Annotated in this window: 22 protein-coding genes; 16 read left to right on the top strand and 6 right to left on the bottom strand. The window is 74.7% G+C overall.

Going from position 1 to position 24,228, the window contains the following annotated elements; translation table 11 throughout:
• Window position 1: 1 nt before the first annotated feature.
• The gene (locus GA0070214_RS17040) at window positions 2–685 is read right to left on the bottom strand and encodes a FadR/GntR family transcriptional regulator (RefSeq protein ID WP_091264115.1); all 684 of its coding nucleotides are present in this window, start codon (window positions 683–685) and stop codon (window positions 2–4) included.
• Window positions 686–734: 49 nt separating this feature from the next.
• Between GA0070214_RS17040 and GA0070214_RS17035 the strand changes: the two genes are divergently transcribed.
• Window positions 735–2,024 carry an MFS transporter gene (locus tag GA0070214_RS17035; protein WP_244167747.1) on the top strand — a complete coding sequence of 430 codons (1,290 nt, stop codon included), beginning with the start codon at window positions 735–737 and terminating at the stop codon, window positions 2,022–2,024.
• Window positions 2,025–2,034: 10 nt separating this feature from the next.
• Here the strand turns inward: GA0070214_RS17035 and GA0070214_RS17030 are convergent, their stop codons facing one another.
• Complete coding sequence (locus GA0070214_RS17030) at window positions 2,035–2,394, bottom strand: STAS domain-containing protein (protein WP_091264111.1); 360 nt, start codon at window positions 2,392–2,394, stop codon at window positions 2,035–2,037.
• A gap of 162 nt (window positions 2,395–2,556) precedes the next feature.
• Here GA0070214_RS17030 and GA0070214_RS17025 point away from each other — a divergent pair, with 162 nt between their 5' ends.
• The 6 genes from GA0070214_RS17025 to GA0070214_RS17000 are packed head-to-tail and all read left to right on the top strand — an operon-like array spanning window position 2,557 to window position 8,155.
• Window positions 2,557–3,417, top strand: coding sequence for an STAS domain-containing protein (locus tag GA0070214_RS17025; RefSeq protein ID WP_091264107.1), 861 nt, complete (start codon window positions 2,557–2,559; stop codon window positions 3,415–3,417).
• Window positions 3,417–3,827 (top strand): STAS domain-containing protein, encoded by a 411-nt coding sequence (locus GA0070214_RS17020; protein WP_091264104.1) that lies wholly within the window; start codon window positions 3,417–3,419, stop codon window positions 3,825–3,827. Before GA0070214_RS17025 ends, GA0070214_RS17020 begins: the two co-directional genes overlap by 1 nt.
• Window positions 3,824–4,243, top strand: a complete 420-nt coding sequence (locus tag GA0070214_RS17015; protein ID WP_091264101.1) for an ATP-binding protein — start codon at window positions 3,824–3,826, stop codon at window positions 4,241–4,243. The genes GA0070214_RS17020 and GA0070214_RS17015 overlap by 4 nt, the downstream gene beginning before the upstream one ends.
• Window positions 4,240–5,253 carry an ATP-binding SpoIIE family protein phosphatase gene (locus tag GA0070214_RS17010; RefSeq protein WP_091265456.1) on the top strand — a complete coding sequence of 338 codons (1,014 nt, stop codon included), beginning with the start codon at window positions 4,240–4,242 and terminating at the stop codon, window positions 5,251–5,253. The genes GA0070214_RS17015 and GA0070214_RS17010 overlap by 4 nt, the downstream gene beginning before the upstream one ends.
• A gap of 32 nt (window positions 5,254–5,285) precedes the next feature.
• Entirely contained in the window at window positions 5,286–6,614 is a 1,329-nt protein-coding gene (locus tag GA0070214_RS17005; RefSeq protein ID WP_091265453.1) for a sensor histidine kinase, read from the top strand.
• A gap of 2 nt (window positions 6,615–6,616) precedes the next feature.
• Window positions 6,617–8,155 carry a SpoIIE family protein phosphatase gene (locus GA0070214_RS17000; RefSeq protein WP_091264098.1) on the top strand — a complete coding sequence of 513 codons (1,539 nt, stop codon included), beginning with the start codon at window positions 6,617–6,619 and terminating at the stop codon, window positions 8,153–8,155.
• A gap of 4 nt (window positions 8,156–8,159) precedes the next feature.
• Here the strand turns inward: GA0070214_RS17000 and GA0070214_RS16995 are convergent, their stop codons facing one another.
• The gene (locus GA0070214_RS16995) at window positions 8,160–8,984 is read right to left on the bottom strand and encodes a helix-turn-helix domain-containing protein (protein ID WP_091264091.1); all 825 of its coding nucleotides are present in this window, start codon (window positions 8,982–8,984) and stop codon (window positions 8,160–8,162) included.
• Between the two features lie 32 nt (window positions 8,985–9,016).
• Between GA0070214_RS16995 and GA0070214_RS16990 the strand changes: the two genes are divergently transcribed.
• The 6 genes from GA0070214_RS16990 to GA0070214_RS16965 all read left to right on the top strand — a co-directional run bounded on the left by GA0070214_RS16990 (window position 9,017) and on the right by GA0070214_RS16965 (window position 15,054).
• Window positions 9,017–9,583 (top strand): TIGR03086 family metal-binding protein, encoded by a 567-nt coding sequence (locus GA0070214_RS16990; RefSeq protein ID WP_091264088.1) that lies wholly within the window; start codon window positions 9,017–9,019, stop codon window positions 9,581–9,583.
• Between the two features lie 75 nt (window positions 9,584–9,658).
• Window positions 9,659–10,195 carry a PadR family transcriptional regulator gene (locus GA0070214_RS16985; RefSeq protein ID WP_091264085.1) on the top strand — a complete coding sequence of 179 codons (537 nt, stop codon included), beginning with the start codon at window positions 9,659–9,661 and terminating at the stop codon, window positions 10,193–10,195.
• Window positions 10,192–10,893: an ABC transporter ATP-binding protein gene (locus GA0070214_RS16980; protein WP_091264081.1), complete on the top strand. Its 702-nt coding sequence runs from the start codon at window positions 10,192–10,194 to the stop codon at window positions 10,891–10,893. The genes GA0070214_RS16985 and GA0070214_RS16980 overlap by 4 nt, the downstream gene beginning before the upstream one ends.
• Entirely contained in the window at window positions 10,890–12,413 is a 1,524-nt protein-coding gene (locus tag GA0070214_RS16975) for an FtsX-like permease family protein (RefSeq protein ID WP_091264077.1), read from the top strand. The genes GA0070214_RS16980 and GA0070214_RS16975 overlap by 4 nt, the downstream gene beginning before the upstream one ends.
• 101 nt (window positions 12,414–12,514) lie before the next feature.
• Window positions 12,515–12,934: a superantigen-like protein SSL4 gene (locus GA0070214_RS16970; RefSeq protein ID WP_091264074.1), complete on the top strand. Its 420-nt coding sequence runs from the start codon at window positions 12,515–12,517 to the stop codon at window positions 12,932–12,934.
• 2 nt (window positions 12,935–12,936) lie between these two features.
• Window positions 12,937–15,054, top strand: a complete 2,118-nt coding sequence (locus GA0070214_RS16965; RefSeq protein WP_091264071.1) for a bifunctional polysaccharide deacetylase/glycosyltransferase family 2 protein — start codon at window positions 12,937–12,939, stop codon at window positions 15,052–15,054.
• 1 nt (window position 15,055) lies between these two features.
• On the opposite strand, the gene GA0070214_RS31860 is transcribed toward GA0070214_RS16965, so the two are convergent.
• Entirely contained in the window at window positions 15,056–15,220 is a 165-nt protein-coding gene (locus tag GA0070214_RS31860; RefSeq protein ID WP_154229506.1) for a hypothetical protein, read from the bottom strand.
• Window positions 15,221–15,282: 62 nt separating this feature from the next.
• Between GA0070214_RS31860 and GA0070214_RS16960 the strand changes: the two genes are divergently transcribed.
• Complete coding sequence (locus GA0070214_RS16960; protein WP_091264069.1) at window positions 15,283–16,224, top strand: threonine ammonia-lyase; 942 nt, start codon at window positions 15,283–15,285, stop codon at window positions 16,222–16,224.
• 29 nt (window positions 16,225–16,253) lie between these two features.
• On the opposite strand, the gene GA0070214_RS16955 is transcribed toward GA0070214_RS16960, so the two are convergent.
• The gene (locus GA0070214_RS16955) at window positions 16,254–18,347 is read right to left on the bottom strand and encodes a S9 family peptidase (RefSeq protein ID WP_091265451.1); all 2,094 of its coding nucleotides are present in this window, start codon (window positions 18,345–18,347) and stop codon (window positions 16,254–16,256) included.
• 157 nt (window positions 18,348–18,504) lie between these two features.
• Here GA0070214_RS16955 and GA0070214_RS16950 point away from each other — a divergent pair, with 157 nt between their 5' ends.
• On the top strand, window positions 18,505–20,022 hold the full coding sequence (locus tag GA0070214_RS16950; protein ID WP_244167746.1) for an FAD-binding oxidoreductase: 1,518 nt from the start codon (window positions 18,505–18,507) through the stop codon (window positions 20,020–20,022).
• 90 nt (window positions 20,023–20,112) lie between these two features.
• Here GA0070214_RS16950 and GA0070214_RS16945 read toward each other — a convergent pair whose 3' ends face one another.
• Entirely contained in the window at window positions 20,113–22,176 is a 2,064-nt protein-coding gene (locus GA0070214_RS16945) for a SpoIIE family protein phosphatase (RefSeq protein ID WP_091264062.1), read from the bottom strand.
• Window positions 22,177–22,358: 182 nt separating this feature from the next.
• Here GA0070214_RS16945 and GA0070214_RS16940 point away from each other — a divergent pair.
• A partial coding sequence (locus GA0070214_RS16940; RefSeq protein ID WP_167364282.1) for a HAMP domain-containing protein occupies window positions 22,359–24,228 on the top strand: 1,870 nt, incomplete at its 3' end.

The following is a 24,228-nucleotide window of genomic DNA, read 5'->3' as shown; positions in this document are numbered from 1 at the left end:
CCTATGCCCCGGAGGGGGCCTCGAGAAAAGCACCGGCCTCGATCGCCGCCCGGGCCGGGTCGCCGTCCCGGATGGCCGCGACCAGCCGGCCGTGGTCCACGTACCGCTCGGGCTCCAGGGCCTCGCCCATCGCCTGCGCCACGGTGCTGCGCAGCGCGGCGCCGACCGAGGCGTAGAGCTCGGCCAGCATGCCGTTGTGCGCGGCGGCCACGACCGCGGTGTGCAGCGCGGCGTCCGCCTCCACGAACTCACCGACCCGGCCGGAACGCCAGGCGGCCTCCCGGGCGGCGAGCGCGCCGTCGAGCGCCGCCAGGTCCTCGGGGGTACGCCGCAGCGCGGCGAGCCGGGCCGCCTCCACCTCGAAGGCGCGCCGGACCTCGATCACCTCGGCCATCCGGTCGTCGGTGAGCCGGCGGGCCACCACCGGGGCCAGCTCGTCGGTCGACACCACGTAGGTGCCGGAGCCCTGACGGCACTCCAGCACCCCGGCGTGCACGAGCGCCCGGACCGCCTCGCGGACCGTGTTCCGCCCGACGCCCAGCGCGGCGACGAGCTGTGGCTCGGTGGGGATCTTGGCGCCCACCGGCCACTCGCCGCCGAGGATGCGGGCCCGGAGCTGCTCGATGGTCTGGCGCACCCGGTGGCCGCGCGGCGGCACGGCGACGGAATCGACGGCGCGTGTCACCGGTTACACCTCCTGCCGAAATTCATCCCATGATTGTAGGTTCGAGGTCATGACCCCGCCACCCCCGCCCACCGCGGCCGCCGTCACCGACGCGCCCACCACCGACGTGACCCCCGGGCCGGCCCCGGCCGCCGCCCCGGCGCCGCCGGCCACCCCGGTCCGCGGCGGCCTGCTGGTCCTGGTCGGCATGCTGCTGGTCGCCGTCAACCTGCGCGCCGCGGTGACCAGCCTGGGCGCCCTGCTCGACGAGATCCGCGACGGGCTGGGCCTCTCCGGCGCGATGGCCGGCCTGGTTACCACGCTGCCCACCATCGCCTTCGCCGGGCTCGGCGCGCTCACCCCGTGGCTGGTCCGCCGCTGGCCCGCCGCCCGGGTGCTGGTGGTGGCCATGCTCGCGCTGACCGTCGGGCAGGTGCTCCGCGTGGTCACCGGCTCGGCGGCGGTCTTCGTGCTCACCAGCGCGCTGGCGCTGGCCGGCATCGCGGTCGCGAACATCCTGCTCCCGATGCTGGTCAAGCAGCACTTCCCGCACCGCACCGGGCTGGTCACCGGGGCGTACACGATGGCCCTGACCGTGGGCACCACGGTGGCCGCCGCCTCGGCGGTGCCGGTCGCCCACGCCTTCGGCTCGTGGCGGGCCGGGCTCGGCGTCTGGGCCGGGCTGGCCGCGGTGGCCGTACTCCCGTGGGTGCCGCTGGCGCTGCGGACCCGGGCCGCCCGACGGACGGCGACCCCGGCGGCGGCCGCCGGGCCGGCGCGGGTGCGGCCGGCGCGGACCCGGCTCGGCTGGGCCATGGCGGTGTACTTCGGGGCGCAGTCGCTCAGCGGGTACGCGATCATGGGCTGGCTGGCCCAGCTCTTCCGGGACGCCGGCTACGCGCCGGAGGCGGCCGGCCTGCTGCTCGCCGGGGTGACCGCGCTCGGCGTGCCGGTGGCGCTCCTGATGCCGACCCTGGCCGGCCGGCTGCCCACGCTGCGCCCGCTGGTGCTGTCGCTGACCGCGTTCTCCACGGCCGCGTACGTCGGCCTGGCGCTCGCACCGCACAGCCTCGCGCCGCTCTGGGTGCTGCTGCTGGCCTTCGGCCAGGGCGCGTTCCCGCTGATCCTGACGACGATCGGGCTGCGCGCCCGGACCGCCGAGGGCACCGTCGCGCTCTCCGCCTTCGCGCAGAGCACCGGCTACCTGATCGCCGCGCTCGGCCCGCTGCTGGTCGGCATCCTCTACGAGGCGACCGGGGGCTGGACGGCGCCGATCGGCTTCCTGCTGGTGGCGCTGGCCGTGCAGACGGCGGCGGGCATGGTGATCGCCCGTCCCCGGCACATCGAGGACGAGCGCTGAGAGGGAACGGTCAGGAGGAGGAGGCCGGCGTGGGGTCGCCCGCCACGGCCTGCTCCACCGTCGGATAGGTGTGCAGCACCTCGACCAGGCCGCTCACCTCGAGGATGCGGAGCACGCCGCGCTGCGGGGCGGCCAACCGGACCACGCCGCCGGCCTCGTCGCAGCTGTTCTTGGCGCGCACGAACACCGACAGCCCGGTGGAGTCGCAGAACGACACCTCGGCCAGGTCGAACACGAGGCGGTTGCGCCCCTTGTCCAGCAGGTCCGTGATCTGGTCCTGGAGCTGCGGTGCCGTCGCCATGTCCAGCTCGCCCGCGACCGACACGACGACCACGTCGCCGCGCTGTTCCGTGTGCACCGTCAGGGACATTCGTAGACCTCCTGTGTTCGGTGGAACGGTATCCCACGAACCTGGCAGCGTGCAGAACGGGAGCGGAGAAGGGTGCCGTCGATCATTCCTTTGCTTCGTGGCAAGTATTCCCGTAGTTGCCGGTGATAGAGTCCGGCCCGTCCAGAGTTCAGGGAGGTCACAATGGCGTTGAGCGCCGAACAGAGTGGTCGGCTCGCCCGCCTGCTGACCGAGCACGCCGACCGGCTGACCACGCGCTGGACGGAGATCGTGGCCAGCTCGCTGCGCGGCCGGCTCAGCCAGGCGGAACTGTCCCGCCAGGCGGGGGAGCTGCACCGCAGCATGGTCGATGCCGCCGGGCAGGGTCTCACCGACCTGGCCGACGAGCACGCCGGCGAGCTGCGGGCCGTGCTGGCCGAGCTCTCCGCGAGCCGGGCCCGGCAGGGCTTCAGCGCCACCGAGACCGCGATCAGCGTGTTCGCGCTGAAGGACGCGCTGCTGGAGCTCATGGAGGAGAGCCAGGACGCGGGCACCCTCCGCGACTTCGTCGCCTACTCCGCCCTCATCGACCAGATGGGGCTGTTCACCTTCGAGAGCTTCGTACGCACCCGCGAGGGCCTGATCGCCGACCAGGCGGAGCAGCTGCTGGAGCTGTCCACGCCGGTGGTGAAGCTGTGGGAGGGCGTCGTCGCCGTCCCGCTGGTCGGCACCCTCGACTCGGCGCGCGCCCAGGTGGTGATGGAGCGGCTGCTCCAGACGCTGGTCGACACCGGCTCGCCGTACGCGATCATCGACATCACCGGCGTCCCGGCGGTGGACACCCAGGTCGCCCAGCACATCCTCAAGACCGTGGTGGCCGCCCGGCTGATGGGCGCCGACTGCATCATCTCCGGCATCCGGCCGCAGATCGCCCAGACGATCGTCGCCCTCGGCATCGAGTTCGGTGACATCGCCACCAAGGCGAGCCTGGCCGACGCGCTGCGCCACGTGCTGCGCCTGACCGGCGTCGAGACGACCTCCCGCCGCCCGCGCCGGGAGTCCTGATGGAGCGGGTGCCGATCCTCAAGATCGGTGACATCCTGCTGGTCTCCATCCAGGTCGACATGTCCGACCAGACGGCGGTCCAGCTCCAGGAGGACCTGGCCGAGCGGATCGTCGCCACCGGCTGCCACGGCGTGATCATCGACATCACGGCGCTGGACATCGTCGACTCCTTCGTCGGCCGGATGCTCTCCACCATCGCGTCCATCTCCAAGGTGCTGGACGCCGAGACGGTCGTGGTCGGGATGCGTCCCGCCGTCGCCATCACCCTGGTCGAGCTCGGGCTGTCGCTCAACGGCATCCGTACCGCGCTGAACGTCGAGCGTGGCATGGAGCTGATCGCGGCGAGCCGGGCCGACGAGTGGGACGAGGCGGACGTCGACGAGGACGCCGAGACGACGGCCACGCCATGACCGCAGGCGTCGACCTGGGGGTGCCGGCGACCCAGGCGATCAGCAGCGACGAGGACGTGGTCCGGGTGCGGCAGCTGGTGCGCACCACCGCCGTCGCGGCCCGGCTCTCGCTGGTCGACCAGACCAAGCTGGTGACCGCCGCCAGCGAGCTGGCCCGCAACACGCTGATCTACGGCGGCGGGGGCAGCGCCGAGGTGACCACGGTGGAGGACGGCCGCCGTCGCGGGGTCCGCATCGTCTTCGCCGACCAGGGGCCGGGCATCCCCAATCTCGACGAGGCCTTCACCGACGGCTTCACCACCGGCGGCGGGCTCGGCCTGGGGCTCAGCGGCGCTCGCCGGCTCGTCGACGACTTCGACATCTGGACCGCCGTGGGAGAGGGCACCCGGATCACCGTCACCAAGTGGTCCCGATGAACGCCGACGTGGTCGCCGACCACGGTCTCTGGTTCCGGGTGGAGAGCGGCGCCACGGCGAGCAGTGTGCGGCGGACCGCCGAGCGGCTCGGCCGGCAGGTGGGACTCGGCGAGCCGCGCGTCGCCGACCTGGCCATCGTCACCGCCGAGATCACCAGCAACCTGGTGAAGCACGCCCAGGAGGGCAACCTGCTGCTCCGCCCGGTGCGCCGGGGCGGGCGGGCCGGGGTGGAGCTGGTGGCCATCGACTCCGGCCCGGGCATGGCCGACCTTGCCCTCTCCTCGGCGGACGGGCACTCCACCACCGGCACCCTCGGCATCGGCCTCGGCGCCATCGCCCGGCAGGCGAGCCGGTTCGACGGCTACTCGCTGCCCGGCCGGGGCACGGTGCTGACCGTCCAGGTCTGGGACGGTCCGGTTCCCGAACCGGACTGGGCCGGCGCGCTGGCCCGGCCGATCACCGGCGAGCAGGTCAGCGGCGACGGGTACGCGGTGCGGGTGACCGACGGCCGGCGGCAGGTGCTGGTCTGCGACGGCCTCGGGCACGGTCCGCTGGCCGCCGCCGCCACCGGCGCCGCGCTGGCCGCGTTCCGGGCCGCGCCGGCCGGGTCGCCGGCCACCGTGGTGCAGCACCTGCACCGGTCCATCGCGCACACCCGCGGCGCCGCGCTGGCGGTGGCCGAACCGGATCCCGTGTCGGGCTTGCTGCGGTACGCCGGGCTGGGCAACATCGCAGCCATGATCGTGGTTGCGGGCGAGCGGCGGCGGGGCCTCGTCTCGCTGCCCGGCATCGCCGGGCACCAGCGCCCCTCGGTGCGGGAGTACGACTACCCGTTCCCGTCCGGGGCGACCCTGGTCATGCACAGCGACGGCGTGGTGGACCGTTGGGACCTGGCGGACTACCCCGGCCTGACCGGCCGCGCGCCGCTGCTGGCCGCCGCCGTCCTGCTCCGCGACGCCGGGATCCGCCGCGACGACGCCTGCGTCCTGGTCGCCCGGGCGGAGCCGTGACCGGCCCGGCCGCACCGGACCCGCTGCTGCAGATGGCGCTCCGGGTGGAACAGGACATCTTCCTGGTCCGGCAGCGCGGCCGGGAGGTGGCCGCCGCGGTCGGGCTGGAACACCAGGACCAGGTACGCCTGGCCACCGCGCTCAGCGAGGTGGCCCGCGACCTGCTGCGCGCGGTGGAGGGCGCGGACGTCACCTTCGCGGTCGTCGTCGACGCCCACACCGGCCAGCGGGTGCTCCGGGTCGACCTGGCCCCGGTGCGCCCGCTGCCCGACGGCCGCTACGAGCCGCAGTCCGGTGCGGTGGCGCGGCTGGTGGACATGCTGGGCGTGGTGACCGACGAGGGCGATACGGTCGTGAGGATGTCCCGACGAGTCCCGGCACCGGCCACACCGCTCACGCCGGAGCGCCTCGCCCAGCTCCGGACCCAGCTGGCCAGCAGCGCTCCGGGCACCGCGCTGGACGAGTTGGCCGCGCAGAACGCCCAGCTCATCGCTGCCCTCGACGAGGTGCGCAGCCACCGCGACGAGCTGGAGGTGCTCAACTCCGAGCTCCAGGAGACCAACCGGGGCGTGATGGCGCTCTACAACCAGCTCACCGAGGAGCTGGAGGAGACCAACCGCGGCGTGGTGGCGCTCTACGCCGAGCTGGACGAGAAGTCCGTCCAGCTCCGCGCCGCCAGCGAGTCGAAGAGCCGGTTCCTGGCCAACGTGAGCCACGAGCTGCGAGCCCCGGTGACCGCGATCATGGGGCTGGGCCGGCTGCTCGCCGACTCCGCCTCCGACCCGCTCACCGGCGAGCAGGCCCGCCAGGTGGACCTGATCCGGTCGTCCGCGGCCGACCTGCTCAACCTGGTCAACGAGCTGCTCGACCTGGCCAAGGCCGAGTCCGGCCGGCTCGAACCGACCTGGGCCGAGGTGGACCTGCGCGGGCTCTTCGGGCAGCTCCGCGGCACGCTGCGGGCGCTGGCCACCCGGCCCGGCGTGGAACTGGTCGTGGAGGAGCCACCGGCCCCGGCGACCATCCGCTCGGACGAGGTGCTGCTCGCCCAGGTGCTGCGCAACCTGCTGCACAACGGGCTCAAGTTCACCGAGCGGGGTGAGGTGCGGCTACGCGCGGAACGCCGGGGCGAGCTCTGGGCGCTGTCGGTCACCGACACCGGCGCGGGCATCCCGCCGGAGCTGCACGAGCGGATCTTCGAGGAGTTCTACCAGGTGCCCGGCGCGACCCGGGTCGGCGGCACAGGCCTCGGCCTGCCGTACGCGCGGCGGCTCGTCACGCTGCTCGGCGGCACGCTGGAGCTGGTCAGCGAACCGGGCCGGGGCAGCACCTTCACCGTGGTCCTTCCCGTGGGCGGAGCGTGACGGTGGAGGGCGGCCCGGCGACCGTGCTGGTGGTCGACGACAGCGGTCCGAAGCGGTACCTGCTGGTGAACTGGCTGACCCGGGCGGGCTTCACCACCCTGGAGGCGCAGAACGGCGCCGAGGCGCTGGACCGGGTGCGCAAGGACAAGGTCGACCTCGTGGTGCTCGACGTCCGGCTGCCCGACATGAGCGGCTTCGAGGTCTGCGAGCTGATCAAGGGCTACCGCCCGTCGACGCCGGTCATCCACGTCTCGGCGCACGCGGTGGACGTGGTGGACCGGGCGCAGGGGCTGACCCGGGGCGCCGACGCGTACCTGGCCGAGCCGATCGAGCCGGAGGAACTGGTCGCCACCGCGCACGCGGTGCTCCGCTACTACCAGGCCCGGCAGCGGGCCGAACTGCTCGCCGAGCGGCTGGCCGCGCTGGCCGACGCCACCGTCGAGATGCACGCGGCGCCGAACTTCGTCCGCCTGCTGGAGGCGGCGGCGGCCGGCGCGGCGCGGATCTTCAAGAGCCCGGCGGCCGTGGTGGCGGAGACGTTCGACGGGGACTGCCTGGCCGGGGTGACCGTCGGGCCGGAGGCGCCGCCGGTCATCGTGCCGTGGACGGTGGACGACACCGGCCAGCCCATCGGCACCCGCGTCCGGGTCGACGAACCGGGCGCCTGGGACCTGACCGCCTGGCCCGACGGCGACACCGTGACCGTGGCCGCCGCCCGCCTCCGGGAGGACCGGGCCCCCCTCTACGTGGTGGTGCCGACCGCCACCCAGACCGTACGCACCCCGGTGCTGGTGCAGCTCGCCCAGGCGGTCGCCTCGGCGGTCGAGGCCCAGCGCTCGTTCGACCAGGAGCACCGCATCGCGGTGACCCTCCAGCGCAGCCTGCTGCCCCGCCGGCTGCCCGACATCGCCGGCCTCGACCTGGCCGTCCGCTACGAGCCGGCGAGCGCCCAGACCGAGGTGGGCGGTGACTTCTACGAGCTGGTGATGCTCGACGGGCACCTGCTCGTGGCGATCGGCGACGTGGCCGGGCACTCCCTGCACGCCGCAACCGTGATGGCCGAGCTGCGGCACGCGGTGCGCGCGTACGCGGTCGAGGGGCATCCGCCGGGGGTGATCCTGGACCGGGTCAACGAGCTGATGCGCACCCTCCTACCGGCCGAGCTGGCCACCATCTGCGTGCTGCTGCTCGACCCGGGCAGCGGGCTGATCCGGCTGGCCAGCGCCGGGCACCTGCCCGCCCTCATCAGCAACGACGGGCGCATCGAGTTCGTGCAGCACTCCGCCCCGCTGCTCGGGGTGCGCGCGCCCCGCCCGCCGGACCTGGAGTTCGTGCTGCCGGCCGGGGCCACGCTGCTCCTCTACACCGACGGGCTGATCGAGCGGCGGGACGCCACCATCGACGAGGGCATGGCGGCGCTCGGCGCGGTCGCCACCCGGGTCGACGCCGACCTCGACCAGTTCTGCCAGCGGCTGCTGGTCGAACTCGCCCCGCCGGAGATCCACGACGACGTCGCGGTGGTCGCCGTCCGCCGCCGCTGAGCCGTCACCCGCCGCGCGGGTCCGCCAGCGAGCGGGCGTACGCGGCCGGCGACACCCCCGCCACCGCCGTGAACTCGCGGACCAGGTGGGCCTGGTCGGCGTACCCCAGATCGGCGGCGACCCGCGACCAGTCCAGCGGCCCGGCGGCGGCCTGCTCGATCGCCTCCTGGAGCCGGTAGCGGCGGATGACCCACTTCGGACCGACGCCCACATGGTCCAGGAACAGCCGCTGGAGGCGCCGGGTGGAGAGCCCGTGCCGCCGGGCGAAGTCGTCGACGCGCAGGACGCTCCGGTCGGCGCGGATTTCCTCGACCAGGGCGGTGGCCTCGGTCGCGAGCGGGTCCGGCACCGGCTGCCAGGCGGTGAGCAGGTCGTCGAGCCGGCGGCACCGCTCGTCGTCGGAACCGGGGCAGACCGGTCCGGCGGCGAACGGCGCGCCGGCGGGTGGTGACCCGGCGGGCAGCGGGACGCGCCGGGCGGTCAGCTCGGAGACCGGGCGGTGCCAGAAGGGGCGGAAGCCGCCCGGGCGGAACTGCACGCCGGTGACCCGGCCGGTGCCGTGCAGGGTGATCGTGAACAGGCCGGTGTCCACGCCGGCGATCACGCCGTGCTCCGCCTCGCCCTCCTGCGCCTGGAACACCACGTTGACGGCCGGGTGCGGAACGACCCGCTGGTCGAACGGATCGGTCAGCGCCCAGTCGATCAGCCAGTAGTGCTCGACCCAGGGGCGCAGCGCCGGTGCGGGCAGCCGGCGCCGGAAGTGGACCCGCCGCCGGAGCCGGCCGGGGTCGAGGATGCCCCGGTTGTCGCGCCGCGGTTCGTGTCGCATTTCTTCAAGACCGCCCTCATACGCTGGTCCCTATGACCACGAAGACTAGTGAGCTGATGGCGCTGGCCGCGCCCCGGACGGTGGCGGTGGTCCAGGGCATCTCCGACGACCAGCTCGGCCTGCCCACCCCGTGCCCGGACTACACCGTGCGCGACCTGCTCAACCACCTCTTCGAGGTGGTGGTCAACTTCCAGGACCTCGCCCACCGGCGGGAGGTCGACTGGGCGGCCAAGACCGACCACCTCACCGAGGGCTGGCGCGACCGGTTCGCGACCGAGACCGACCGCCTGACGCGGGCGTGGTCGGACCCGGCGGCGCTGGAGGGCGTCTCGGCCGGCATGGGGCTGCCGCAGGAGACCGTCGGCGACATGGCCCTCATCGACCTCACCGTGCACGGCTGGGACCTCGCGCGGGCGACCGGCCAGCGGCTGGAGGTCGACCCGGCGGTGGTGGCGGCGGGGCACGGCTTCATGGACCGGATGGGCGACACCGGGCAGAAGATGGGCGCCTTCGGCGAGCCGGTGCCGACCAGCGGAGAGCCCACCACGCTGGACGCCCTGCTCGGCCGGACCGGCCGCGACCCCGCCTGGACCCCCTGACCCGACCGGCCCGTGCGGCGACGCGCCGCACGGGCCACTCTTGACACCACTATTCACTCAATGAATAGTGAGGCGGTGTCCACTCAGCACGTACTGCTCGGGCTGCTCGCGCGCGGTCCCCGGCACGGCTACGAGCTGAAGCGCGCCCACGACGAGCGGCTGCCCCGGGCCCGGCCGCTCGCCTTCGGGCAGGTCTACGCCACCCTGGCCCGGCTCCAGCGGGACGGCCTCGTGAGCCCGGCCGGCCAGGAGCGCGAGGGCGGCCCGGACCGCACGTCCTACGCGCTGACCGGGGAGGGGCGGGCGGCGCTCGACCGGTGGCTCGCCACCGTCGAGCCCCCGATGCCGTACGTGGCGAGCACCCTCTTCGCCAAGGTGGTGGTCGCGCTCATGGTCGCCGACGCCGAGCGCGCCCGCGCCTACCTGATCGCCCAGCGCCGGGCGCACACCGAGCGGCTGCGCGAGCTGACCGCGGTGAAGACCGCACCCGCGGCCGCCCTCGACGAGGTGATCGCGGCCGACTTCGCCATCGCCCATCTCGACGCCGACCTGCGGTGGCTGCACACCACCCTCGAGCGGGTCGCCGACTGGCACCGGGAGGTGCACTCGTGAGCTTTCTCCAGGCCCGCGGCGTGGTCCGGGCGTACGGGCGGACGCCGGCCCTGCGCGGCGTGACGCTCGACGTGGCCGAGGGCGAGATCCTCGCCGTCACCGGCCCGAGCGGCTGCGGCAAGTCCACCCTGCTGCACTGCCTGGCCGGCATCCTGCGCCCCGACGCCGGGCAGGTCACCTGGTGCGGGGAACGGATCGACGAGTGGCCGGAGGCGGCCCGGTCCCGGCTGCGGCGCACCGAGTTCGGCGTGCTCTTCCAGTTCGGCCAGCTCGTCGCCGAGCTGACCGCGGCGGAGAACGTCGCGCTGCCGCTGCTTCTCGCCGGCACGGGGCGGCGAGAGGCGCGGACGGCGGCGCTCACCTGGCTGGAGCGGCTCGGTGTGGCCGAGGTCGCCGACGTTCCCCCGGGTGAGATGTCCGGCGGCCAGCAGCAACGCTGCGCCCTGGCCCGGGCCCTGGTCACCGAGCCGCGGGTGCTGTTCGCCGACGAGCCCACCGGCGCGCTGGACACGCTCACCGGCGAGCAGGTGCTCACCCAGCTCGTCCGGCTGGCGCGGCAGCAGCGCACCACCGTCGTGCTGGTCACCCACGAGCCGCGGATCGCCGCGTACGCCGACCGTGAGGTGACCCTGCGCGACGGGGCGGTCGACCAGTCCGGCCTCGGTCTCGACGCGCCCGTGCCCGGCGGCCACCGGTGACGCCGGGCACCCTGTTCCGGCTGGCCCGGGCCGGCACCCGGGCCGACGCCGCCCGGGTCGCCCTGACCGCGCTGAGCGCCGCCCTGGCCACGCTCGCGGGGCTGGCCGCGCTCACCGTGCTGGCCATACCCACCCCGCCGGCCACCGACGACAACGCCGTCCGTTGGTCCGTCCAGTACACCAACGGGCTGCTGCGCGAGCCCGGCCTGCGCGGCGGCCTGGCGTTCGCCCTGCTGCTGCTGGTCGTGCCGGTGCTCGGGCTGGCCGGGCAGTGCGCCCGGCTCGGCGCGCCGGCCCGGGACCGCCGGCTGGCCGCGTTCCGCCTGGCCGGGGCGACCCCGCGCCAGGTGACCCGGATCGCGGCCGCGGAGACCGGGCTGGCCGGCCTGCTCGGCACCCTCGGCGGCCTCGCCGTCTACGAGGCCGGCCACCGGCTCCTGCACCGGCCCGGTGCCGACGGCCGGCTGCCGCTGCCCACCGACGTCCACCCGGCCCCACCGGCCGTGCTGGCCGTGGTGCTCGGCCTGCCGCTGCTCACCGCCCTGGTCAGCGTGGTGCTGCTGCGCCGGGTCACCACCACCCCGTTCGGCGTGGTCCGCCGGGTCCGCACCCGGGCGCCCTGGCCGTGGCCGGGCCTGCTCATCCTGGTGGGGCTGGGTCTGTTCGCCGCGTTCCGGCCGGTGGGCCTCTGGTACGAGCGGCGACACAGCCAACCGCCGCCCTGGCTGCTGCCGACGCTGCTGATCGTCGGCGCCCTGGCCGCCATGATCGGGGTGGTGGCCGGCACCGGCTGGCTCTCGCACGCCGCCGGCCGCCTGCTGCACCGCTACGGCCGCCGCCCGGCCGCGCTGCTCGCCGCGCGCCGGCTGACGGCCGACCCGTGGGCGGGCAGCCGCACCTTCGCCGCGCTGCTGGCCGCGCTGATCTTCGGGGCGGGCGCTGCCGGCGTGCGGGCGGACTTCCTGGCCACGATCGAGCTGAACCGCCGCACCGGAGCCGGGATGGCCGGGTCGGACTCCTTCTACCTGGGTGCCATGGACCTCGTCGACCTGGGTGTCGCGGTGTCCGTGGCCATTGCCGGCGGTGGGCTGCTGGTGGCGGTCGTCGAGGGGATCGTCACCCGGCGCCGGGCGTACGCGGCGCTGGTGGCGACCGGGGTGCCGCGGGCCACCATCGGCCGCTCACTGCTCTGGCAGTCGCTCGCCCCGGCGGTGCCCGCCATCGGCCTCGCGCTGGCCGTCGGCTACCTGCTCGTCCGGGGCCTGTTCCCCGCGCCACGGGGCGGGGGCTACGACCAGGAGTTCTGCGACGCGGGCGAGCAGCTCTGCGGGGACCCGGCCACCCGGTCCGGCTACACCCGCACGGAGTGGGTGCCCGAGGTGACCGTCCCGCCGCGCGTACCGTGGGAGCAGTTGGCCTGGTTCGCGGCCGGTGGGCTGGCTGCGGTGCTGCTCACCGTCGGTGTCGGCCTGCTCTTCCTGCGGGCCAGCACGTCGGTGGAGGAGCTGCGCACGACCTGACGTGACGCGGCGGCCGCCGGCGGCGCTGTTCGCCTCGGGAGGCCCGGCCTCCCGAGCCGGCGTACCGGCCGGCGGGAGCGCGACAGCGGGAGACCAGCACCATGCCGAACCAGCCGAACGCCGCGCCGCCGGTGTTCGTCGACCGGACCGGCCGGCGCCGCCGGCTGACCGTGATCGCCGGCGTGGCGATGGGCCTCGGCCTGCTGACCAGTTTCGGCCTGATCCTGGCCGGGCTGTTCTTCGACTCCACGGTGCCGCTGCCCGGCTGGTCCGACACGAAGCCCTCGCCGATCGAGGCCGGGGTCGACGCCCCGCCCCGGAACGACAAGCCGACCAGCCCGAGCCCTCGCCCGCCGTCGGTGACCAGCACCGGCCCGGCGTCCGCGCCGGCGGCCACCCACACCACCGCACCCACCCGGGCGGCCACCTCGGTGGCGCCCCGCCCGACCGCCACCGTGCCGGGGCAGGGCGACGAGAGGCGCAACAGCGCCAGGCCGAGCCGGCCGCCGGGCAAGCCCTGACCATGGCGCGACACGTCGCCCGCCCCGACCCCCGGGCACACTGGATACTGCTCCTGCTGGGCCTCGTCACCCTGCTCGCCGCGTTGAGCTTCCACGGCCTGATCAGCGCCGTCGGCGGCGGTTCCGGCCCGGACCGGGCGCCCGACTCGCCCCCGCCGCGTGCGGTCGCCACCGGCGGGCCGGTGCTGCGGCTGGACGGCCCGGCGCCGGTCAGCCGGCGGCTGCCGGCACGCACGTTGGCGCTCACCTTCGACGACGGCCCCGACCCGCGCTGGACACCGCAGATCCTCGACGTGCTGCGCCGGCACCACGCCCACGCCACGTTCTTCGTGGTCGGCGCGCGGGTGGACGAGCACCCCGACCTGGTCCGGCGGATCCTCGCCGAGGGGCACGAGATCGGCTCACACACCTTCACCCACACCGACCTGACCACCGCGCCGGGCTGGCGCGCCGGGGCCGAACTGTCCTGGACCCGCAACGCCATCGCCGGCGTCACCGGTCGCGAGGTGACGCTGTTCCGGCCGCCCTTCTCGTCGACCCCGGCCGCCGTCAGCGACGCGCAGTACCGGGCGCTGCGGGCCGCCGCCGGCAGCGGTCACGTGGCGGTGCTCGCCGACCGGGACGCCAAGGACTGGCAGCGTCCCGGCGTGCCGGCCATCGTGCGCGCGGCCACCCCGCCGGGTGGCGCCGGCGCCGTGGTGCTCATGCACGACGGCGGTGGGGACCGCGGCCAGACCGTGGCCGCCCTGGACCAGATGCTGCCCCGGCTGGCCGCTCAGGGCTACCGGTTCACCACCGTCTCCGCCGGGATCGGCGCCCCCGACTCGATGGTGCCCGCCACCACCGGCGCCCGGCTGAGCGGCACCGCGCTGCGCTGGGCCCAGACCGGCGCCGACTGGCTGACCTCGGCCATGAACCTGCTGCTCGCGGTGGCCCTGGTGCTCGGGGTGGTCCGCCTCGCCGTGCAGGTGGTCTGCGCCCGCCGGCACGTCCGCCGGGTACGCCGGCCGCGCCGCCGGTGGCCCGAGGTGACCGCACCCGTGTCGGTGATCGTGCCGGCCTACAACGAGGCCGCCAACATCGCCGCCACCGTGCGGTCCCTGGTCGCCAGCGCGTACCCGGCGCTGGAGGTGATCGTGGTGGACGACGGCTCCAGCGACGGCACGGCCGACATCGTCGAACGGATGCGGCTGCGCGGGGTACGCGTCATCCGGCAGGCCAACGCCGGCAAGCCGGCCGCGTTGAACACCGGGATCCGGGCCGCCCGGGCCGACCTCCTGGTGCTGGTCGACGGGGACACCGTCTTCCAGCCGGACACCGTCTACCGGCTGGTCCAGGGCTTCGCCGACCCGACCGTCGGGGCGGTCAGCGGCAACACCAAGGTGGCCAACCGGCGCCGGCTGCTCGGCCGCTGGCAGCACCTGGAGTACGTGATCGGCTTCAACCTCGACCGCCGGATGTACGACGTGCTGGAGTGCATGCCCACCATCCCCGGCGCGATCGGCGCGTTCCGCCGCCAGGTGCTGTTCGCGGTCGGCGGCGTGCCCGCCGACACCCTGGCCGAGGACACCGACCTCACCATGAAGGTCCTCCGGGCCGGCTGGCGGGTGGTCTACGAGGAGAGCGCCATCGCCTGGACCGAGGCGCCCTCGTCGCTGCGCCAGCTCTGGCGGCAGCGCTACCGCTGGTGCTACGGGACCATGCAGGCGATGTGGAAGCACCGGCACGCGCTGCGCGAGCCGGGCGCCGGCGGGAAGCTGGGCCGGCGCGGGCTGCCGTACCTGACCGTGTTCCAGATCGTGCTGCCGCTGGCCGCGCCGGCCGTCGACGTCTTCGCCCTCTACGGGCTGCTCTTCCTGCCCTGGTCCGAGCTGGCGCTGGCCTGGGTGGGCCTGCTCCTGCTCCAGGGCGGCACCGCCGCCTACGCGCTGCGCCTGGACCGGGAGCGGTTCGGCCCGCTCTGGACGCTGCCGTTCCAGCAGCTCGTCTACCGGCAGGTGATGTACCTGGTGGTCGTGCAGTCGGTGGTGACCGCGGTGGTCGGCAACCGGCTGCGCTGGCAGCGGATGGTCCGCACCGGCGAGGCGGCGGCGCTGGTCAGCGGAGCGCCGGCCCGCTGAGTCAGCGCGGGCCGAACAGCCCGGCGGCCCAGGAGACGGTCAGGCCGATCAGCGCCGAGCAGCAGCACACCACCAGGGCGGAGGCGACCACGCCGAGGATCAGCCACACGGGGGCGCGCCGGGCCGGCCCCGGCCCGCCTTCCGCCCGCTGCTCGTCGTCGCTCACCCGGGCAGTCTAGGGCCGGACGCGGGGCGGCGGCCGGTCCCGCGGCGCGGCAGGATGGGGCGATGGAGCTGGTCTCGATCGCCGACGTCCGGGCCGCCGCCGAGGACGTCGCGGGCGCCGTGGTGCGTACCCCGCTGCTGCCGACGCTCTGGGACGACGAGCTGTGGCTCAAGCCGGAGAACCTGCAGCCGGTCGGCTCGTTCAAGCTGCGCGGGGCGACGCACGCGGTGGCCCGGCTGGACCCGGCCGCCCGCTCCCGGGGCGTGGTGACCCACTCCTCCGGCAACCACGGGCAGGCCCTGGCGTACGCGGCCCGGACGTTCGGCGTGCCGTGCACCGTGGTCGTGCCGGAGGGCGCGCCGCGGGTGAAGGTCGATCGGATGCGGACGCTCGGGGCCGACGTGCGACTCGTGCCGCCGGCCCGCCGGCTCGTCGAGGCCGAGCGGATCGTCGCCGACACCGGGGCCACGCTGGTGCCGCCCTTCGACCACCCGTGGATCATCGCGGGGCAGGGCACCGTCGGCCTGGAGATCGTCGCCGACCTGCCCGACGTCGACGTGGTGCTGGTGCCCGTGGGCGGTGGCGGGCTCTCCTCGGGCGTGGCCACCGCGGTCAAGGCGCTGCGCCCGTCGGCCGCCGTGATCGGGGTGGAGCCGCTGCTCGCCGCCGACGCCCGTGACTCCCTGGCGGCCGGGGAGGTGGTGGTCTGGGAGGTCGAGCGCACCTACCGGACCTGCGCGGACGGACTGCGCACCAACCTGTCCGAGCTGACCCTGGCCCACCTGCGGGACCGGCTCGACGGCATCGTCACGGTGACCGAGGACGAGATCGTCGCGGCGACGGGGCGGCTGCTCCGCGAGGCCCGGCTGGTGGCCGAGCCGAGCGGCGCGGTCGCGCTGGCCGCCCGACTCTTCCACCGGGACGAGCTGCCGCCGGGGCGTACCGTCGCGGTGGTCACCGGCGGCAACGCGGACCCGCACGTGCTGGCCCCGCTGCTGGGCTGAGGGGCCGGCGCGGCCCCTCAGCCCGACGGTCAGGCGCGGCCCAGCCGGTCGAGGGTCCAGGCGTTGACGAACGCCTCCTCGCGCCAGGCGTCGTACCGGCCGCTCGGGCCGCCGTGGCCCGCGCCCATCTCGGTCTTGAGCAGGTAGTCGCCCTGCGGGGCGACCGCGCGCAGCCGGGCGATCCACTTGGCCGGCTCGTGGTAGAGCACCCGGGTGTCGTTGAGGCTGGTCACCGCGAGGATCGCCGGGTAGTCCACCGCGGCCACGTTCTCGTAGGGCGTGTACGACTTCATGTACGCGTAGACCTCGGGGTCGTCGAGCGGGTTGCCCCACTCCTCCCACTCGGTGACCGTCAGCGGCAGCGACGGGTCGAGGATCGAGGTGAGCGCGTCCACGAACGGCACCTGCGCGACGATCCCGGCGAACGCGTCCGGGGCGAGGTTGGCCACCGCGCCCATCAGCAGGCCACCGGCCGAGGCGCCCCGGGCGACCAGCCGGTCGCTCGCCGTCCAGCCGGCCTTGACCAGGTGCCGGGCGCAGGCCACGAAGTCGGTGAAGGTGTTCTTCTTGGCCAGCAGCTTGCCCTCGTCGTACCAGCGCCGGCCCAGCTCGCCCCCGCCACGGATGTGCGCCACCGCGAAGATCACGCCCCGGTCGAGCAGGCTGAGCCGGGCGATGGAGAACCACGGGTCCATGCTCGCCTCGTAGGAACCGTAGCCGTAGATGACGGCGGGAGCGGAGCCGTCGCGCGGGGTGCCCGTGCGGCAGACCAGCGAGATGGGCACCCGGGTGCCGTCGTCGGCGAGCGCCCAGTCCCGGTGCTGCTCGTAGTCGGCCGGGTCGTACTCCCGCCCGTCCGGGCCGGGCCGGACCGGCTTCCGCCGGCGCAGCACCATCTGTCGCGTGACCAGGTCGTAGTCGTAGACCGAGTCCGGGGTGACCAGCGAGGTGTAGCGCAGCCGCACCTCGCTCGTGCGGTATTCCGGGTTGGCGTCGAGCCCGACGCTGTAGATCGGCTCGGGGAAGTCGATGTCGAAGCTGTCCCCGCCGCCGACGGGCAGCACCCGCAGCCCGGTCAGCCCGTTGCTGCGCAGCGAGACGACCAGGTGGTTCTCGAACGCGTCGACGGACTCCAGACGGGTGCCGGGGGTGTGCGGGATCAGCGGCGTCCAGTCGCCCGGCGCGTCCGCCGACGTGTACGCCAGCGCGAAGTCCTCCGCGCCGTCGTTGTGCAGGATCAGGAAGCGGTGCCCGTGGTGCTCCACCGCGTACTCGACGCCCTGCCGGCGCGGCGCGATGATCGCCGGCTCGCCGGTGGGGTTGGCGGCCGGGATGACCCGGACCTCGCTGGTGATCTTGCTGTGGATGTCGATGACCACGAAGCGCTCGGAACGGGTCAGCTCGACGCCCACCCAGAACCGCTCGTCGTCCTCCTGGTGCACCACCACGTCCGCACTCGACGGGGTGCCCACGGTGTGCCGCCAGACCCGGTTCGGCCGCCAGGCGTCGTCGACCGTGACGTAGAACAGCGTCGAGGCGTCGCTCGACCAGGCGGTGCCGTAGAAGGTGTCCGGGACCTCGTCCGGGAGCGCCTCGCCGGTCTGGAGATCCTTGATCCGCAGCGTGAAGCGCTCGTCGCCGGAGAAGTCGGTCGAGTAGGCCAGCCAGCGCCCGTCGGGGCTCACGTCGAACGCGCCCAGGGAGAAGAAGTCATGCCCCTCGGCGAGCGTGTTGCCGTCGAGCAGCACCTCCTCGCCGTCGAGCGGGGCGCCGTCCGCGCTGACCGGCGGCGTGGTCTCGCCGTCGCGGACGGCGCGGCGGCAGTGCACGCCGTACTGCTGGCCCTCGACCGTGCGCGTGTAGTACCAGTAGCCGTCCTTGCGGGTCGGCACCGACAGGTCGGTCTCCTGGGTGCGCCGGCGGGTCTCCTCGAACAGCTCCGCGCGCAGCCCCGCCAGGTGCGCGGTGCGCGCCTCGGTGTACGCGTTCTCCGCGGTCAGGTAGGCGATCGTCTCCGGGTCGTCCTTGGCGGCCAGCCAGGCGTACTCGTCGACGACGGTGTCGCCGTGGTGGGTCCGGTCGGCCGGAACGCGCTTCGCGACGGGGGCAGGCGACGGCTCCAGGTCGCGGCGCGGCGATCGACGCGCCGAGCGGGAGTTGTCGAAAGTCTCGGTGGTCACGGGCGTCACGTTACCGGCCGGCGGGCCGCCGACCGGGCCGCGCGCCGCCGAAATCCGGCGACTCGCCGCAGGGCTTTCGAACATGTGTACGATAACCGCCATGGCGGCTGCAGCGCGTTCCACCGATCGACCCGGAGCCCTCGAGATCACCCGGAAGCTGGCGGAGATCTGCGGTCCGCCGTTCGCCCGTTTCGCCGGCCCGGCCGACGAGGTGGCCGGGCGGACGGCCCGCTGGGTGGCCGTGCCGGGCGGCCCGCACGCCGCCGCCGAGGTGCTCCGGCTGGCCGCGGCCCACGACCTGACCGTCGTGCCCCGCGGCGCCGGCACGAAGATCGACTGGGGTGCCGCCCCGGCGCAGGTCGACATCATGCTCGACACCGGCCGGCTGGCCGGGGTCTGGCACGAGCCGCACGCCTCCGCGGTGGCCGAGATCGGTGCCGGCACCCCGCTCCGGGCCGTGCAGGCCACTCTGGAGCGCAGCGGCCGGCGCCTCCCGGTCGACGCGCCCTCCCCCGGGGCGACGCTGGGCGGGGTGCTGGCCGCCGACGAGGCCGGCCCGCTGCGCCACCGCCACGGCAGTCCCTGCGCCCAGCTCGTCGGGGTGCGCTACCTCGACGCCGACGGCGAGCTGGTCAGCGTGGGGGAGCCGGGCACCGCGCTGCTCGGCCGAGCTGGGCCGGCACTGGGCGGTGGGGCATCGCGTGGTCGGGCCCTGGGTGGTGCGACGCGGGGCGGTGCGGCATCGGGTGGTGCGACGCCGGGTGGTGGGGCGCCGGGCGGTGCGGCCGCCCTCTTCGGGGCGGCCGAGGTGCCGGGGCTCGACGTGGCCCGGCTGCTCTGCGGCTCGCAGGGCGGCCTCGGGGTGCTGGTCTCGGCCACCATGCGGGTGCAGGCCGTGCCGGCCGGGCGGGTCTGGGTGTCGCGTCCGGTGTGGACGCCGCTGGAGGTGCACGACCTGGTCCGGGCGGTGCTCGCCGCCCGGCTCGACCCGTCGGCCGTCGAGCTGGACCTGCCGGTGCCCGTGCCGCTGCCGCGCCGGCGGATCCCCGCGACCCACCCGTCCGTGGTCAACCGGCCCGACCATCCGGCGGTGACCGGCCGGCCGGGGCGGCCGACCGCCGCGGGCAGCCTGGTGGTGCTGCTGGAAGGCGGTCCGGCCGACGTGGCGGAGCGGGCCGACCGGCTCGTCGCGCTGCTCGGCCCCGAGGCCGTGGTCAACCACGCCGCCCCCGAGTGGTGGGGCCGCTACCCGTTCGCCCCCGGCGACACCGCACTGCGGATCGAGGTGCCCATCAACGACCTGCACGCCGCCGTCTACGCGCTGCGCGACGCGGCCGGCACCCCCGTCCCGGTCCGCGGCTCGGCCGGGATCGGCGCCGTGCACGCGGCGCTGCCCGGCTCACTGCCGCCCGAGCGGGTCGCCTCGATCCTCGCCGCGGTCCGGGGCGTGCTCCTCGCCCGCCAGGGTCGCTGCGTGGTGGTCTCCGCGCCCGCACCGGTCCGCCGGGCCGTCGACCTGTGGGGCGAGCTGCCGACCCTGCCCCGCCTCCGCACGGCCAAGGCCCACCTGGACCCCCATCACCGCCTGGCCCCCGGCCGCCTCCCAGGCGGCCTCTAGCCTCGGTGATCATGAAGTTGGCGGCGACAAACCGGGCACCTACTGCCGCTAACTTCATGATCAACGGGGTTGGCGCCCAGGGGGAGAGGGTCAGAGGGCGTCGTTGCGGAGGACCAGGACGGCTATGTCGTCGCGCGGGGGTTCCACCGAGAAGGCGATCGCTGTGGCGCGGAGGCGGGCGGCCACCACGTCCGCCGAGTAGCCGGCCAGGGGCGCCGCCGCCTCGCGCAGGCGGTCGGTGCCGAACAACTCCCGGCCGCGCCGGCGCTCGGTGACCCCGTCGGTGTAGAAGATCAGTGCGTCGCCCGGCTTGAGCGCGATCTCGGCGGTCGGGGTGGTGATCGAGTCGAGCAGCCCGAGGGCCGTGCCGCCGGTGCCGACGAAGCCCGCCCCGCCGCCGCCGTGCAGCAGCACGGGCCGGTCGTGCCCGGCCAGGTGCAGGGAGACGTCGAGCTGGTCGCCGTCGCCCGGCCCGACCGCCGCCAGCGCGAGCGTGCAGTAGCGGCCGCCGCCCCGCTCGACCAGCGTCTCGTTGAGCCGGCCGAGCACCTCCGGCAGCGGCTTGCCGTCGCCGACGAGCACCCGGATCACGTCCCGGACCAGCCCGGTCACCGCCGCCGCCTGCACGCCCTTGCCGGAGACGTCGCCGACGACCACGAGCCACCGGCCGTCCGGCAGCGGCACCACGTCGTAGAAGTCGCCGCCGACCTCGGCGTCGTCGCCGGTCGGCACGTACTCGGCGGCGAAGCCGATGCCCTCGACCACCGGGAGCACCGGCGGCAGCAGCGACTGCTGGAGGGTCTGCGCGACCCGCCGGCGCTCGGCGTGGATCCGGGCGTTCTCGATGGCCAGGGCGGCCCGCCGGGCCACGTCCTCCAGCACCGACACCTCGTCGGGGTCGTGCCGGTGCCGCTGGTGACGGCCCACGGCCAGGGTGCCGAGCCGCTGACCACGGGCGATCAGGGGTACGGCGAAGCCCTCCATCGGCCCGCTCAGCGGCACCTGTGTCGCGCTCCGGGAGGACTCCCGCAGCCGGGCCTGGATCGAGTCGGGCCCGGTCTCCTGGAGCACCCGGTGCAGCTGCGGCAGCACCGCCTCGTCGGCGTGGCTGGCCGCGGCGAGCCGCAGCCGCCCCCACTCGTCGGTGGTGTGCACGGCGCACCACTGGCCGAGCCGGGGCACCACGAGGTGCGGGACGAGCGCCATGGTCAGCTCGACGTCCAGCGACTGGGCCAGCAGTTCGCTCGCCTCGGCCAGGAAGGTCAGCCAGGCCGACCGGCGTACGTCGGCCCGGCGCAGCCGGTCGTTCTCCAGGTGCAGGGAGAGCCGCTCGGCGGCCAGCACCGCGAGCGGCCGGGCGTACGCCGACGGCGCCGCGTCCAGCTCCAGCTCCCCGGCGTAGGGGCGGTGCACGGCGAGCGGGACGCGCAGCAGCTCGTTGCCCTCGCGGGGCTGCCGGCCGTAGCGGGCGAGCACCTGGCTGCCCTGCCCGTCGCCGCGGTCCAGCCGTACCACCCCGCCGGCCGCCCCGACCATCTCGGCGACCCGGCTCAGTAGCCCGGCGGCGAACTCGGGCAGCGGGTCGTCCGCGTACGGGTCGGGGGTGGTCTGCATGAGCTCGCTCATCGCGGCGGCGCTCGGCGTGCCCCCGTCGCTCGGTGCGCTGGTGGTCAGCACCGGGCGGGCCTCGGCCGGTCGGGAGGTCGGAGCGAGGTCGGGCCGGTCGAGCCGGAACCAGACTCCCTTGCCCGTCGGCAGGTAGGTGGTGCCCCAGCGGCTGGCGAAGTGGTCGACCAGCAGCAGCCCGCGGCCCCGCTCGGCCACCTCGGTGATGTCGGAGGTGGTGTTCCGGACGCCGACCATCAGCTCGTCGACCGGGCCGGAGGCGAAGTCGGTCACCGTGACGGTCAGCCCCGCCGGGTCGGCTTCGACCTCGATGTCCAGTTCGGTGCGCGCGTGCTCGACCGCGTTGGTGGTGAGTTCGGTGGTCAGCAGCAGCGCCTCGTTGAGCAGCTCGTGCAGGTCCGCCTCGGCGAGCACCGAGCGCACCAGCGCCCGGGCCGCGGCGGGCGTGCGCCGGTCGGCGGGGAGGCGAACCCGCCGGACGTGCTCGTCCGAGCCGCCGTTCATGGCCGGCCCCGCCTCCGCTGACACCTCCGTATCCTCCACCGCCGCCGCCCCGGGTGCCAAGCCGCTCCGCCGATCCGGTCGGCGCGGGACAGATCGGGCGTGGCGTCCGCTCGGTATCGATGGCCTCGACGCGACACGCGGCAGAATGGTGGGATGGCCGCGTGTCGGCACGAGCCTGATGGCCCCCGAGCTGAGCGAGGAAATGAATGACCACGGCGAAACAACCGGTAGCCGGGGACGACCACGAGGTGCTCCTCGGTGAACTGGTCGAGGCGCTGCGACGGGTCCGTCGCGGTGACCTCCGGGTCCGCCTGCCCCGACGGGCCGGCCTGGCCGGCGAGGTGGCGGACTCCTTCAACGACGTGGTGTCGCTCCAGGAGCGGCAGCACCTGGACCTGCGCCGGATCAGCCGGGTGGTCGGCCGCGACGGCCGGCTCACCGAGCGGCTGGACGACGAGGGCCTGGACGGCTCCTGGGCCGAGGGGCAGCGGGCGGTCAACTCGCTGATCGACGACCTGGGCCGCCCGACCACGGAGATCGCCCGGGTGATCGTGGCGGTGGCCGACGGCGACCTGTCCCAGCACATGGCGCTGGAGATCGACGGCCGGCCGCTGCGCGGTGAGTACCTGCGGATCGGCCGGACCGTGAACACGATGGTCGACCAGCTCTCGTCGTTCGCCGACGAGGTGACCCGGGTGGCCCGGGAGGTGGGCACCGAGGGCAAGCTGGGCGGCCAGGCCGATGTCCGTGGCGTCGCCGGCACCTGGAAGGACCTCACCGATTCGGTGAACACCATGGCGTCGAACCTCACCGGCCAGGTGCGCTCGATCTCCCAGGTGGCGACGGCGGTGGCGAAGGGCGACCTGTCGCAGAAGATCACGGTCGGCGCCCGCGGCGAGGTGGCCGAGCTGGCCGACACGATGAACTCGCTCACCGAGACGCTGCGGCTCTTCGCCGAGCAGGTGACCCGGGTGGCCCGCGAGGTGGGCACCGACGGGAAGCTCGGCGGCCAGGCCGAGGTGCCGAACGTGGCCGGCACGTGGAAGGACCTGACCGACAGCGTCAACTCGATGGCGTCGAACCTGACCAGCCAGGTCCGCAACATCGCCCAGGTTTCGACGGCGGTGGCCCGCGGCGACCTGTCCCAGAAGATCACCGTGGCCGCACAGGGCGAGATCCTGGAGCTGAAGGACACCGTGAACACGATGGTGGACCAGCTGTCGTCGTTCGCCGACGAGGTGACCCGGGTGGCCCGCGAGGTGGGCATCGAGGGCAAGCTGGGCGGGCAGGCCCAGGTGCGCGGGGTCTCCGGCACCTGGCGCGACCTGACCGAGAACGTGAACCAGCTCGCCGGCAACCTCACCAGCCAGGTCCGGAACATCTCGCAGGTCTCCACGGCGGTGGCCAAGGGTGACCTGTCGCAGAAGATCACGGTGGACGCGCAGGGCGAGATCCTGGAGCTGAAGAACACCGTCAACACCATGGTCGACCAGCTCTCCTCGTTCGCCGACGAGGTGACCCGCGTGGCCCGTGAGGTGGGCACCGAGGGCAAGCTGGGCGGCCAGGCCCAGGTGAAGGGCGTGTCCGGCACCTGGCGGGACCTGACCGACAACGTGAACTCGATGGCGTCGAACCTGACCAGCCAGGTGCGGAACATCGCCTCGGTCACCACCGCGGTCGCCAAGGGCGACCTGGGCCAGAAGATCACCGTGGATGCCCGGGGCGAGATCCTGGAGCTGAAGTCGACGGTCAACACGATGGTGGACCAGCTGTCGTCGTTCGCCGACGAGGTGACCCGGGTGGCCCGTGAGGTGGGCACCGAGGGCAAGCTCGGCGGCCAGGCCCAGGTACGCGGCGTCGCCGGCACCTGGCGCGACCTCACCGACAACGTGAACTCGATGGCGTCGAACCTGACCGCCCAGGTGCGGAACATCGCCCAGGTGTCGACGGCGGTGGCCAAGGGTGACCTGTCGCAGAAGATCACGGTGGACGCGCAGGGCGAGATCCTGGAGCTGAAGTCGACGGTCAACACGATGGTGGACCAGCTGTCGTCGTTCGCCGACGAGGTGACCCGGG

This window comes from Micromonospora chaiyaphumensis, from assembly GCF_900091435.1.
Lineage (GTDB): Bacteria > Actinomycetota > Actinomycetes > Mycobacteriales > Micromonosporaceae > Micromonospora > Micromonospora chaiyaphumensis.
This window is presented reverse-complemented; position numbering and strand designations above follow the sequence as displayed.